The organism is Mesorhizobium japonicum MAFF 303099 (assembly GCF_000009625.1).
GTDB classification, from domain to species: Bacteria; Pseudomonadota; Alphaproteobacteria; order Rhizobiales; family Rhizobiaceae; genus Mesorhizobium; species Mesorhizobium japonicum.
The window spans coordinates 4,990,948-5,003,459 of record NC_002678.2 but is presented as its reverse complement, the minus strand read 5'-3'; the positions used below and the strand labels follow the sequence as shown (position 1 = coordinate 5,003,459).

Here is a 12,512-nt window from a genome sequence, read left to right as displayed (position 1 = left end):
AAATCTAGACTGAGACCAGGAGTGCCCGCGACTTCACATGCGGGATGCCTCCTGCAACATTATCTGCCGCATCCAGATGCTTGCCGGATCACTGTTGTGGAGGGTGGGCCATTGGACGGCCTCGGTGAACGTGGGTAGTGGCCGCGGAAGTTCGATGATCCGCAAGGGGAAGGTTTTTTTGAAATGCTGAACCAGCCGGAAGGGCATGGTCGCTATCCGAGCTGTGCCTGAGACCATCGGCGGGATCATGCTAAAGGCCTGTACGACGATCTCAACACGTCTCTTGAGACCATGCTCAAGCAAAAACTGTTCCTCGATGGATGGCATCTGGGCACCGCCGACCCTGAACGCAATGTGTTTCATCGACACGTATCTCTCGAATGTAAGCTGACGTGGCAACTGCTTGTTCGTGGGGCAGCCCACGCACACGAATGTCTCGTCGAACAGCGCCGCTCTTGGATGGGCGCTCGACATGAAAAATTCCGGAAGAATCACAAAATCGACGTCACCGCGCCGGAGAAGCTCATCGGGGTCGTTGTCGAGCGGCCGCAATTCGAAGCTGACGGCGGGTGCTTCGCGTGCAACCCGCTCCACGACCTTTTCAAAAAACACGAGTGTGGCGAAATCGGAAAGAATGATCCTGAAGCGGCGATCGGATTGAGCCGGATTAAACGGATCCCAAGAAATAATCGAGCATTGGATGTGCAAGAGTGCGCCACGAACAGCGGGGGCGAGTGTTTCCGCACGCGGGGTTAGAACGCGTTCGCGGCCGCTCATCGTAAACAGTTCATCGTTGAAATAGTTGCGCAGCCGGGCGACGGCCGCGCTCATGGCCGGCTGACTAAGGTTGATGCTGCTTGCCGCGGCCGTGAGGTTGCGCGCGGTCAGCAGTGCGTCGAGCACGACGAGAAGGTTCAGATCAAGGCCTTTGAAACGCATGCCTCATCTGTCCGTAACGTGGTTGTTTGTCATCGTGACCATTATGGGCGCTCGTTTACGGTCCCACTCAGAGGTGTTGTGTCCCGACCTGCCGCCCGCGCGCGTGGAGGACGTGCTCGTCGTAGTTATGGGGATAGCGCGGCCGACGAGCGAATGGCCGACCGGTACAACAGTCGATCGGATAGGTCCGGAGCTATGAAACATGTCGATTACAGATGCGAATTTTTCACGTGGCTAATTGATTACAGATTGAGATTTGAGCAGACTTGGGCGTGGCGGCGCTCCGACAACGATCCGCGACACATATCCGAGGTTGCGCGCAATACTGCGAATTGCCATCGCTATGACGACAATCGCCACTCCAAGCACAGTTGCGAAGGTGATTCTGGTCGTGAGATTCCAGACTTCTCCAAACTGTATCAAATCCATGAGGCGAAACACGGCACCCTGGACCAGGTAAAGCAGCAGCGTGCTCTGACCAAGCTGCACCGCGACAAAGCGAGCTACTCTCGTCGAATAGACAAGTCTCCAGCATTGGAACATAGACTGCATTGCTACTGCAGAAGCCGCCAAAGAGCCAGAGAACATCAGAAAAACTTGTTTAGCTGACTGTTCATCATGAATTAAAACGAGATTATTGTAGGCATAAGTCTCCTTGCCCCACCCGAGGAAGCATATGAAAGCCGCTATCGAAAGTAAGACAACAAAAATCCATTTGTAACGCCAGATGACGCCATTCTGCCATCCGATCGGCTGGGCAAACAGGAACCCTAAACAATAAAATGGGTAAGTGTACTTTAACAACGGGGTTATTGATAACGTGATGGGTGCGAATGCGACCGCAATTGCAGATGCGCTTATGATCCATATCGATAGACGGTTGAAAGTTGTAAGAACTCTAATCAGAATGAACGAAATAAATGCCGCCCATATGAACCAATAGGTTCCAATAACTTCCGTCGACAAATCCAACAATGTATCAGTTAAACTCTTCATGGGAAAAATAACTGCGGACTTTAACGTCCAAATCAATGTACACCAAAAAAGCATTGGCAGTAGTAGCTGCATTGCCCGCTCACCGACACCTTGGGTGAACGATTTTCGCAAAATTGCCCCAGAAGAAAGATATCCGCTTATCGCCATAAAGAGAGGCATATGAAACATGTAGATCGACTTGAAATACGGCGACAGCCAGAAAGCGTCGGTGCCCTGGTAGATTAAATATTGTAACAAGTGCCCAATTATCACCAAAGTAATGAGTATGCCTTTGGCGAAATCGAAGCTTAGGTCTCGGTTGTTTGTCCCTGCTGGGCACGAGCCGCGTCCCTTCGCTCCGGCTCTTATGTTATCAAGCATCAGACTCCAGCCTATCTGTTGCAGTTGCTACTTGCCGTTTCTGGGCACGGCGAGCGCGGTGCAAAGGATCGAAAATCACGCGGATCGCGGCGTGGTATGGAGGGCCGATTGGCTGCAACCGAGCGGAAAAAATCCCAGTGCCTGATCGCAAACCTCGAGCGCATTGGCGGTCGCGATCATGTGTGGCGATGCGAACGCCCGGCACTATGGTCGTCTGGCCGTCTCTGCAGAACCTCTCAAGATGGTTTCGCAGCGGGTGCCGAACCATGCCAAAAGCGAATGGAATGCCACGCTGCTGCAGCACCGGACGCATGACGCGGATAGAATGACTCATTCCGAGTCTCTCAAGATCCGGATGCATCCTGTACGGTCCGAGTTCGCCTCCCAAGAAATCAACCTCGCCAACCGTGAAGAAATGGCGCAGCAGGTCCTAGTGAGCTGCTACGCCGTGCACATCAGAGCCGATTGCGCGAACCCTCGGCCCTGCACCGGCCCAGCTACAACCGCCTGAAAGCCCCTGTCGCCCATAGGCCTTTTGGAAGAAGGCGGAGAGTTCGACATGATCGGCTACTTACAAGTCATTTCCCAGCACACGCTGCAGAAGCAGTGGCGTGATCGGGCGCATGTCAAGTGCGGTCATCTATGCAGCGCCCTGGAAGTTTGGTAAAATCGATTGTTTAGATCGCGAGCATCCACGCTATGGATAAGTGAAAGCCATGCGCTTCAAGGGCCTTGATCTGAACCTTCTCGTCGTGCTCGACGCACTGCTGACCGAGCGGACCCTCACGGCGGCGGCAAGCAGCATCAACCTTAGTCAGCCGGCCATGAGCGCGGCCGTCGCCCGGCTGCGCGACTATTTCAACGATGAACTGTTTACGACGAGCGGCCGCGAACGTGTTCTAACCCCGCGTGCGGAAACACTCGCCCCCGCAGTTCGCAGCGCACTCTTGCAAATCCAGTGCTCGATTATCTCTTGGGATCCGTTTAATCCGGCTCAATCCGATCGCCGTTTCAGGATCATTCTTTCCGATTTCGCCACACTCGTGTTTTTTGAAAAGGTCGTGGAGCGGGTTGCACGCGAAGCACCCGCCGTCAGCTTCGAATTGTTGCCTATCGACGACGACCCCGATGAGCTTCTCCGGCGCGGTGACGTCGATTTTCTGATTTTTCCAGAATTGTTCATGTCAAGTGCCCATCCAAGAGCGGCGCTGTTCGACGAGACGCTCGTGTGCGTGGGCTGCTCCACGAACAAGCAGCTGCCACGGCAGCTTACATTCGAGAGATACATGTCGATGAGGCACGTTGCGGTCAAGTTCGGGCGGACGCTGAAGCCCTCCATCGAGGAACAGTTTTTTCTTGAGCATGGTCTCAAGAGACGTGTCGAGATCGTTGTGCAGGCCTTTAGCATGATCCCGCCGATGGTCTCAGGCACAGCTCGTATAGCGACCATGCCCTTCCGGCTGGTTCAGCATTTCAAAAAAACCTTCCCCCTGCGGATCATCGAACTTCCGCTGCCACTACCCACGTTCACCGAGGCCGTTCAATGGCCCGCCCTTCACAACAGTGATCCGGCAAGCATCTGGCTGCGAGAGATATTGCTACAGGAGGCGTCTCGAATGACTTCTCCGGGGGACGCCAAAAGGCGCCCCAGGCAGCCCTAATTTACTCCCGCGTCTCACGCCGGCACTCGCGTCAATAGCCCGTGTCGGAAGAGAGCGACGCTCGCGGCAAGTGCGCCTGCGAGGTCGTCCAGCGGGTGGGCTGCGTCGACAAACGGTGCGAATGAGAAGGGCCCCCCATAGCCGCCATCAAGCAGCGCCCGGATCTGGCTGCCATTGTCGGAACCGACCAGGACGCGATCCGGGTAAATCCAGTGGATCGGATCGTTCACGCTTGAAATGTGGACGAGACCGGTCAGCTCGGAGGAGAAGAACGTCTCCCCGGCAAGCGTGTGGTGGAACGTGTCGTGCACGAGGCGGAAGACGGATTGGCCATCAATGGCGGCAATGGCCTTAGCCGCTTCGTTCTTCGATCGAAGCGAGCAGGTCCGGAAGCCCAGCGGCTCGATGAGACCGATCAGACCGCGCGACTGGAGGATCGGCTTGAGCGCCTTCAAGGCGACGCGGAGATCGCCCCGGCGCTCGACATTGGCGGGCCAGGAGCCATCGTTGACCGGCACCAGCATGAGCGTCTTGGCTCCGCAGGCCGCTGCATAATCGGCGAGCTTGCTCGCCTCGGCCCTGCGGGCGGGGGTCCACTCATTGAAGCGCTGGAGGGCATTGACGGAAATAATCCCAACGCCTGTGTCGGCGGCCGCAGACCGGACGTCCGCCGCCGGCATGCCGCGTGCAATAGCATTGCTGCCCGGTTGGCTGCGGATCTGGACATCGGTTAGGCCCTGGTCGCGGGCAAAAGCGAAAAGTGCCCTGACGTCAAGTCCGGGCGTCGCCAAATAATCGAGTGCAAAGCGGGGCGATGCTTCGCGCATGGCTTGGCTTTCCTTCCATGAAACGGGCGTCATTCTCGGCTGACTGGCTTCTACCGTGCGTTGATTCGCGAGGTCCGAAATGATGGGCATGAGCGAGGCGAGGCAGTCGTACTCACGTTTCTCTCACGCTATGTTTTTCTCTCATTTATGAGCCGACGTTCACCCAAACGGCGGTGCCGCGCCTCCTGAGACATGGTTAAATAGGTGCAATGACCGAACTCGCTCGCAGCCATCCAACTGCTTCCGCCAGGTACCCGCCAAAGTCAGGCAGCAGGGTGTTTCGCCAGAGCGAGGCCGACGCCCAGCGCGATCATCGCGCCACCTGACGCCTCCCTCAGGCGGCGGATCAACCCGGGACGCGCTGCCGCGCCGTCTTGAATGCCGCTGGCCACGACGGCAACCACGATGTCGGCGAGCGTGTTGAGCGCAATGGACACGGAGCCAAGCACCACGAATTGCAGAGCTACGAGCCCTGCGCTCGGATTCACGAACTGCGGAATGAAGGCGAGGAAAAAGACTGCCGTCTTCGGGTTGAGCGCCTCGACCAGTACCCCTTCACGAAACGCCCGCCGGGGTCCGACTGGACCCACTGCGGCGCCGTCATCGCCGCCAGTCGCTCCCTTGAGGCGGGCGGCTTGAAAGGTGCGAAAGCCGAGCCAGACGAGGTAGACCGCGCCGAACAGCTTTAATGCGGAGAACAGTTCCGAGCTCTCGAGCACGATCGCGGAAACACCTAAGCTTGCGGCGAGGACGTGGATCATGCCCCCCAACCCCGTGCCGAAGCTGGAAGCGATACCTTCCCGACGACCACCGGCGAGCGTGCGCGCGGCAACGTAGAAGATGCCCGGACCGGGGGTGATGGCGAGCACGGAGGCCGCGGCGAGGTACAGGGCGAGTGGGGTCAGTTCTGGCATGATGGTCGATTCCGACGAAGTTCATGATTATTTTGGGATGAGAGCGGCGACGTCGCGGTCAGATGCCCGCTCGCTCGCCGCAAGGCCCGCCGCCACGCCAGCGCGGTCGGCCGCGTTCCGGTTCTGGCTCATTTTGCGCTTGCCCTCCAGCCTCGTGATTGGCATGCGCAGGCCGACGATTCCGCGGAGTTGCGCCTGTATAAAATCCGGCGGCGCGTCCGACACCGCCCAAGGCGAGGCGCGCTCGCCCTCGTGGTGGTCGGTCAGCCGATTCACGACGTCCAGCAATCTTCCCGCATCCTCGAAGAACTCGACCGGGCCATAGGCGTGGACGGCGACGTAATTCCAGGTCGGGACGACCTTCCCGGTTTCCCGCTTGGTCGCATACCATGCCGGCGTCACGTAAGCGTCCGGCCCCATGAAGATGGCCAAGCCGTCGCCCAGCGGCGGAACACGGCACTGGGGATTGGCCTTCGCCAGGTGCCCGTAGATCACGCCGTGCTCGCCCTCGCTCTCGTCAAGGAAGAGGGGCAGTGGCGTTGCGAGCGGCCCTTCCGCCGTGACGGTAACGAAGTTCGCCAGCAGCGCCGCGCGAATGGTCGCGCGCAGGCATTCCTTGTCGTCGTCGCGGAAAGCGGGAGGGATGTACATCGCGAAACTCCTTGCGTTACCAAGTCAGGTATCGGCAAGCTGGCCTATTGGAAACAGCCAGTCAGAAGCTATTGAGGTAGTCCAGTTGGTGAAAGATGGCATCGCGCGCCGGATCAGGGCACCGGAATCCCCGGTGCCGGTCACGGTATGCGAATTGCCTGCCAAACCTTTCGGACGCAGCCAGCGATCCCGCAGGGTCGCGCTATGTGAGCCTGTGACAAGCCCAATGAAATCGATCCAACGCGAAGTGAACCATACATTCAACAATCGTCGAAGAGTGAACCTACCGGCGGTGCTGGGCCATGCCGAGAGCGTGCGCGGGTCCTCATCGTAGCAGGTGACAACAGACGTCTAGCCAACTGTCGGAGCCGACCAGTTCGTCCGATGTCGACGAAGTGCTTGTTCGCAGGGCGTAAACGGCCTGTAAGCCTTCATAAGAGAGACCACACAGGTACTGGCTGGGAAAGCAGGTCCATGGGATCTCGCATTTCAGTGATGTTCTGGAAGCGAGCGAATTTCATATCCGCAGGCATCTAATGCAGGAATCAGATTGGACAGCGCCATAACGGTCTGGTTGCGCAGACTGGCTTGAGTGCTCCGTGTCGACTCGTCGGGAGGGCATCCGTCGTGCAAGAGCACGATTGCGCCGGGGCGTACCGAGGCGAGCACTGCATCGACGATCGCGTCGGTGCCGGGGCGCGACCAGTCTCTTGGGTCGATCGACCAATGAAGGGCCGCCAGCCCCGCGATCTCTGAGGCAGTGAACACTTCTTCGCTCCAGGCGCCGTATGGCGCGCGAATGTAGCGGATCGAGGCCTGCGGGCATGCCAGCATGATGGCCTGGTTCGCCTCAAATACTTCACGTTGCACTTCGCCCAAACCGCATTTGGACAGGTCCGGATGAGACATCGTGTGGTTGCCTACCTCATGCCCTTCTGCGATCATTCGCTGGATGAGTTCCGGATGCTCTGCGGCGTAAGCACCAATGACGAAGAATGTCGCTGGCACCCGATTTTGCGCCAGCACATCGAGTATCTGTGGTGTGAAACATGGATTGGGACCGTCGTCAAACGTCAGATAAACGCTTCGACGCCCGGTGCCGTCAGCGCATTCACTCTGCACCTTCCATCTGTCATCGAGACGTCTCATAGCTGCGAACCCTTGCGGTCAATTGTTGTACCGGTCGGCCATTCGCAATCGGCATAACCCCGATCCTTGAGGTAGGGGCCTACGCTATCGGGGGGAGCTTGTCGCGAAGAGCCGACGCGATGCAGCTTGCGCCGATAACCGATGTACCTGGTCGAAAAGGGGCTCGGCTCGCTTGATGTTCGGCGCAGACCAGGAGGGACACACCAGAAAATGCTCCTCGGAGCCAACGCATGCATCGACAATCTCCTTAGGGCTGCATCCTTGAATTCTTCCTATGGGACGTTCTGTACAATCGGCAAAATCGATTGTTTCGATGACAAGCATCCACGTTGCGGATAGATGAGACAAAGGCTTGGATCGCGTGCAACCTCACGGCGGCGGCAGCAGCATCAACCTTAGTCAGCCGGCCATGAGCGCGGCCGTCGCCCGGCCGCGCGACTATTTCAACGATGAACAGTTTACGATGAGCGGCCGCGAATGCGTTCTAACCCGCGTGCGGAACCGTCAGCGTCTCAGAGTCGAGCGACGACGTCGCGCAGCATCTCGACGCCTTTTTCGATCTGCCGGATGCTCAGGGCGGAATAGCCCATGACAAGCCCGACGCGGTCGGCTTCGCCTGCTCCCGACTGCCGATGATAAAGCGGCGAAATCGGGTGCAGACCCAGACCCGCGTATTGGGCAGCTTCGACCAACGCCGTTTCACGCGATCGCGGCAGGTCGTTGAACCATATGACGACGTGCAGTCCAGCCTCTGCCCCCTGGACGGCGATCCGACCTTGAAAACTCCGCTTCAGGGCGGTCAGCAATGCCTCCCGGCGCTCGCCGTTGATGCGGCGCACGCGGCGCACATGGCTTTCATAGCCACCGCTCTCGATCAGAGAGGCCAATGACTCCTGCCCCGCCATCGGAGAATGCCGGTCGGCAAGCTGCTTGGCGGTTTCGAAAACCTGCAGGAATTCCGCCGGGACGACGAGATAACCGATCCGCAGCATCGGCGAGAGCGTCTTGGAGATGGTGCCGAGGTAGATGACGGCCCCATGATCCTCGAGGCTATGCAGCGGGGGAACGGGGCTGATATCGTAGCGATATTCGCTGTCGTAGTCGTCCTCGATGACATAGGCGCCCTGCTCCCGCGCCCATTCCAGAAGCTGATGCCGCCGCGGGATCGGCATGACGCCGCCGAGCGGAAACTGATGCGAGGGCGTCACATAGGCCAGCCGGGCCGCGACCCCCGCCAGTTGCTCCGTTTGCATGCCGTGATCGTCAACCTCGACGGGAACGGGCGTGGCACCTGTACTGGCAAAGACCTGGCGCGCCATCCTGTAGCAGGGGTCCTCGATGACGAAGCTGTCCCCGGGGTCGAGCAGCAGGCGCGCGCAGAGATCGAGGCCCTGCTGCGAACCATTGACGATGACGATCTGCTCGGGGTCGCAGCGCACAGTACGGGCGCGCCAGAGATAGCCCTGAAGCGCTTGGCGGAGCCGGCTCGAACCGCACGGATCGTCATAGGCGAGCCGTGCCGGCCGCTGCGCCATCGCCGCGTTCATCGCGCGCTTCCAAACCGATGCGGGGAAATCTGAGGGCGCCAGGACGCCATATCGGAAATCAACCTTCAGCGTGTTCGGCAGGTAATCCGGCCAGCGCGGAGTACCACGCAGCCGTTCGCCATAGCTTGACAAGTGAACCGGGCCGAACCGTTTTGGGGGATTGGCGGTCAGCTCATGTCCCAGCAGTGAGGATGCGACACGAGGGCGCGCGCCTTGACGGATGTCGATGAAACCTTCCGCGGCCAGCTGCTCGTAGGCGACGGTGACGGTCGTTCGCGAGACGCCAAGTTCCTCGGCGAGACCACGGGAGGACGGCAGCTGGCTTCCGGTGCCGTAAACGCCTCTGAGGATCTGCTCGCGAAGCGCTTCGTAGATCTGGCGCGCGCCCATGCCATGCGAGCGGGTTGAAGCACCGGGACCTGGAGACTGGACCATTTCTTTTCCTGCCAACTGGACATTCCATATCAACCAGTTTGCAGCCACTCCTTCCGAAAGCCAAGGCACGTCTGAAGCCGATGCCCGAGACCGCAATCCAAGACCGGAAAGTGGCACATCTGCGAACGATGCCAAATTCGGCTTCGCTACCCTCGCGATCCATCACGGCTACGATCCGGCTGGTTTTCCCAATGCCGGTCAACCACGCGTCTTCCTGAGCTCGACCTACGATCGAAAGTGTTGCGGCGAATGAGGCCGCCGCATTGGCGGCGCAATCCTCGGCGACGCGGAAGCCTCCACACGCTGTACGAAACGGGCTTGCGCTACATCACCGGCGCGGCGCTCTCGACCATGTCCTCCTTCCTGGTTCTGCGCGGGCTGAAAAGGACTCTCGCGCTTCGCATGGAATGGCACAGCACCACGGCGCTTGCGATCGCGCAGGTGCGCGACGGGCATTCGGCCGTGGGTTAGGTGAGCTCCCCTTCCTCGACTCGCATCCCGATCAGGCGATTGCCCGAAAGGAGATGTCGGGCATCGCCAACGAGGGGGCCGAAGGGTCAAGGCGCGCTAAGACATGATCGTCGCCTCACCAACGCATTTTGCCAAAAGCATCTCAACGACGAATATGCCGGCTTGGCGCGCCGTAGGGCCGCCGCCTTATCCCGCGAGCGGCGCAGCCCGCTCGCACGTCCCGTCCGCTATGCGTAACACCAGGCTGATGCCGAAGACCATAGGCAGTCACCGAACCGGGTCCGCCGTCGAGAAACGACGAATTGGTGCTGTCTTGAGCCACCGGCAAGCAAATCCATTACTGATCCTCGACTGCCATAGGCGTTATGCATGCTCGCAGCCTGGGCACAGTCATATGAAGATGCTTGGACAGAACGGTGTTTCGGCAACTGTTATCTGTCGTCCAGCTTTTGGCATCAGTTTTGATGGACGCGAGCAGCTTGCGAGGGACGCATCCGAACGCGGCGCTGCTCCCACAACCGTCGCAGTTCTCCTGTGAGAGCCTCGCGCTGGGCCTGATCCAGCGTAATTGTATCGAGGAGATCCGCGAGCACGGCTTCGCCCTCGATTCGCGTCAGCAGATCGAACAATTCAGGTGAAATACGCACACCGTCACGGCTGGAGTGATCCGTTCGGATTTCGCAGATGGTCTCCTGGCGATCCAGCGCCGTGTGAGCGCGGACCTTATACAGGGATACATAAGGCGGCAATGAAACCGCTAGCGCAGTCCAATCCTCCAGCGTTGCGGCCCGTTTTTTGACGAGGAACGGCCCGACCACAAGTCCATCCAACCCTGTCGTCAGGAACGTGGCAATCGAGTCTGCAACTGAATCCACGATCGGCTCGGCATTGTTGTTAAAGGACGTGTTGAGCAGAATTGGGATGCCAGTGCGCTGCTTGAAGGCATTGATGACGTCCCAGTAGGCCGGACTGGCCTTGCGCGATACTGTTTGCAGCCGAGCCGTACCGTCGACGTGCGTGATGGCGCCGAGCAAACCACGCTTGGAGTCGCGCACACGGACCACGAAATTCATGAAGGGAAATTCGCACGCACTGCCTGGGAGGTCGAAAAATTCGCGCGCATCCTCCTCCAGCACTGATGGGGCGAACGGGCGATACCCTTCCCGCTTCTTGACCATGGCGTTGATCCGGTCCTTGTTTGTGGCGGGCCTGGGGTCGGCAAGAATGCTGCGATTTCCGAGCGCGCGCGGCCCGAACTCCGAACGACCTTGCACCCAGCCGATCACGGCGCCACCGGCCATCCACTCGGCTGCCCTATCCGCCACCTCCTCAGTGCGTTCAAACTCCAGGTGCCCCGCCCATGCCTTTAGTTCCTCTTCCACAGCATGATCGCTCGCGAGATCCGGCCCCCAATAAACCTCCTGCAATCGCGCACGCGGCGCGGGGCGGCCCAACTCACCAGACACGATTAATGCAGCGCCCAATGCGCAGCCAGCGTCATGCGACGCGGGCTGCACGAAGATGTCTTCGAAAAGGCCTGAATAGAGCAGCTTGCCGTTCATGGAGCAATTGTGCGCAACGCCACCGGCCAGGCACAGCCGCGTCATCCCCGTGGCCTCACGATGATGCCGAAGAATGTGAAACACGATGCGTTCGAGTGCTTCCTGTAGCGACGCACTCACATCTTTGTGCTGCTGAGTGAATGGCATTCCCTTTTGCCGGACCTGAATGGTGCGAAGCAAAGTCGGACCGATGCGGTCCAGGTGGACGCGATACTCGCCGTTTGCAGACAGTTCATAGAACTGCTCGAAAAGCTCGCGATAGGGAGCGGGATCGCCGTAGGGGGCAAGCCCCATTACCTTATATTCATCGAACAAGCCGTAGCCAAGATACCGGATCACCTCGAGATAAAATAGCCCAAGGGAATTGTTCTCTGGGAAAGTCGCGAGTTGCGAAATTTCAGCACCAGATCCTACCGCCACAAGACCCGACTGGAAATCACCAGAGCCATCAATCGCGAAAATCAGACTTTGCTCGAAGCCCGACATTGCAAAAGCACTCACGGCGTGCGCCTGATGATGACTTACGAATGAGATACGCGAAGGGTCGAGCTCGCTACCGAACTCCTGCGCCAACAGCTGCTGCACCAAAAATTTGGCATCCAACGGAATGGAGGCGTCGGGCTCGGAAGCAAGCATGTTTTCGAGCATGGCGTTGCAATAGGCTTCGGTAGCGTAGTACGCCACATGATCGATTTCGCCGAGCTGAACCCCAGCGGCTGAAAGACAGTATTGAACCGAACTGATTGGGAGCTTGTTGGAGTGCTTGATCCGATTGAGGCGCTCCTCTTCTACGGCCGCGATGACCTGTCCGTCTCGGACGAGCACCGCAGCGCCATCGTGCATGAATGTATTCGCAATCTGGAATCGGTTTTCATAGACTTTGTCTAATCCGCCGCTCAATCCTAGACACAGCATCTCGCTCTCCGTTTATCGTACAGGAAGACTGAATTGGCCTGTCTCAAGGCCGTTTGATCAAAAACACAGGCTGCGTTGTCGTTCG

Annotated in this window: 13 protein-coding genes and 2 pseudogenes; 5 read left to right on the top strand and 10 right to left on the bottom strand. The window is 58.7% G+C overall.

Annotated elements, in window-relative coordinates; translation table 11 throughout:
• Positions 1 to 33 precede the first annotated feature (33 nt).
• Positions 34 to 939, bottom strand: coding sequence for a LysR family transcriptional regulator (locus tag MAFF_RS25280; protein WP_010913836.1), 906 nt, complete (start codon positions 937 to 939; stop codon positions 34 to 36).
• On the opposite strand from MAFF_RS25280, the gene MAFF_RS41335 reads away from it, so the two are divergent.
• Entirely contained in the window at positions 851 to 1,138 is a 288-nt protein-coding gene (locus MAFF_RS41335) for a hypothetical protein (protein WP_096453860.1), read from the top strand. The two genes, MAFF_RS25280 and MAFF_RS41335, sit on opposite strands and share 89 nt — an antisense overlap.
• A gap of 35 nt (positions 1,139 to 1,173) precedes the next feature.
• On the opposite strand, the gene nolL is transcribed toward MAFF_RS41335, so the two are convergent.
• On the bottom strand, positions 1,174 to 2,295 hold the full coding sequence (gene nolL, locus MAFF_RS25275; protein WP_010913835.1) for a nodulation factor fucose acetyltransferase NolL: 1,122 nt from the start codon (positions 2,293 to 2,295) through the stop codon (positions 1,174 to 1,176).
• Positions 2,288 to 2,851 (bottom strand): annotated as a pseudogene (locus MAFF_RS38190) (hypothetical protein); the annotation flags it as partial. The pseudogene MAFF_RS38190 and the gene nolL, both read right to left, overlap by 8 nt.
• A 160-nt stretch (positions 2,852 to 3,011) precedes the next feature.
• On the opposite strand from MAFF_RS38190, the gene MAFF_RS25265 reads away from it, so the two are divergent.
• Positions 3,012 to 3,956: a LysR family transcriptional regulator gene (locus tag MAFF_RS25265; RefSeq protein WP_010913834.1), complete on the top strand. Its 945-nt coding sequence runs from the start codon at positions 3,012 to 3,014 to the stop codon at positions 3,954 to 3,956.
• 14 nt (positions 3,957 to 3,970) lie between these two features.
• On the opposite strand, the gene MAFF_RS25260 is transcribed toward MAFF_RS25265, so the two are convergent.
• From MAFF_RS25260 to nodB, 4 genes are all read right to left on the bottom strand, one after another.
• Positions 3,971 to 4,783: a TIM barrel protein gene (locus MAFF_RS25260; protein WP_162034361.1), complete on the bottom strand. Its 813-nt coding sequence runs from the start codon at positions 4,781 to 4,783 to the stop codon at positions 3,971 to 3,973.
• A gap of 263 nt (positions 4,784 to 5,046) precedes the next feature.
• Positions 5,047 to 5,697, bottom strand: coding sequence for a LysE family translocator (locus MAFF_RS25255; protein ID WP_010913832.1), 651 nt, complete (start codon positions 5,695 to 5,697; stop codon positions 5,047 to 5,049).
• 27 nt (positions 5,698 to 5,724) lie between these two features.
• Positions 5,725 to 6,348 carry an FMN-binding negative transcriptional regulator gene (locus tag MAFF_RS25250; protein WP_010913831.1) on the bottom strand — a complete coding sequence of 208 codons (624 nt, stop codon included), beginning with the start codon at positions 6,346 to 6,348 and terminating at the stop codon, positions 5,725 to 5,727.
• A gap of 489 nt (positions 6,349 to 6,837) precedes the next feature.
• Complete coding sequence (nodB, locus tag MAFF_RS25245; RefSeq protein ID WP_010913829.1) at positions 6,838 to 7,497, bottom strand: chitooligosaccharide deacetylase NodB; 660 nt, start codon at positions 7,495 to 7,497, stop codon at positions 6,838 to 6,840.
• Between the two features lie 329 nt (positions 7,498 to 7,826).
• On the opposite strand from nodB, the pseudogene MAFF_RS41330 reads away from it, so the two are divergent.
• Positions 7,827 to 7,987, top strand: a pseudogene (locus MAFF_RS41330) (LysR family transcriptional regulator); the annotation flags it as partial.
• Positions 7,988 to 8,009: 22 nt separating this feature from the next.
• Here MAFF_RS41330 and MAFF_RS25240 read toward each other — a convergent pair.
• The gene (locus MAFF_RS25240; RefSeq protein WP_010913827.1) at positions 8,010 to 9,479 is read right to left on the bottom strand and encodes a PLP-dependent aminotransferase family protein; all 1,470 of its coding nucleotides are present in this window, start codon (positions 9,477 to 9,479) and stop codon (positions 8,010 to 8,012) included.
• 318 nt (positions 9,480 to 9,797) lie between these two features.
• Here MAFF_RS25240 and MAFF_RS25235 point away from each other — a divergent pair, with 318 nt between their 5' ends.
• Together MAFF_RS25235 and MAFF_RS41495 are read left to right on the top strand one after the other, a co-directional pair.
• On the top strand, positions 9,798 to 9,950 hold the full coding sequence (locus tag MAFF_RS25235) for a PLP-dependent transferase (RefSeq protein WP_244420605.1): 153 nt from the start codon (positions 9,798 to 9,800) through the stop codon (positions 9,948 to 9,950).
• Positions 9,951 to 10,187, top strand: a complete 237-nt coding sequence (locus MAFF_RS41495; protein ID WP_244748460.1) for a DUF6398 domain-containing protein — start codon at positions 9,951 to 9,953, stop codon at positions 10,185 to 10,187. It begins immediately after the preceding gene.
• Here the strand turns inward: MAFF_RS41495 and MAFF_RS38180 are convergent.
• Together MAFF_RS38180 and MAFF_RS25230 are read right to left on the bottom strand one after the other, a co-directional pair.
• On the bottom strand, positions 10,178 to 10,288 hold the full coding sequence (locus MAFF_RS38180) for a nodulation protein NodZ (protein WP_010913825.1): 111 nt from the start codon (positions 10,286 to 10,288) through the stop codon (positions 10,178 to 10,180). The two genes, MAFF_RS41495 and MAFF_RS38180, sit on opposite strands and share 10 nt — an antisense overlap.
• Before the next feature lie 117 nt (positions 10,289 to 10,405).
• Positions 10,406 to 12,427, bottom strand: a complete 2,022-nt coding sequence (locus MAFF_RS25230; RefSeq protein ID WP_010913824.1) for a carbamoyltransferase family protein — start codon at positions 12,425 to 12,427, stop codon at positions 10,406 to 10,408.
• Positions 12,428 to 12,512 lie beyond the last annotated feature (85 nt).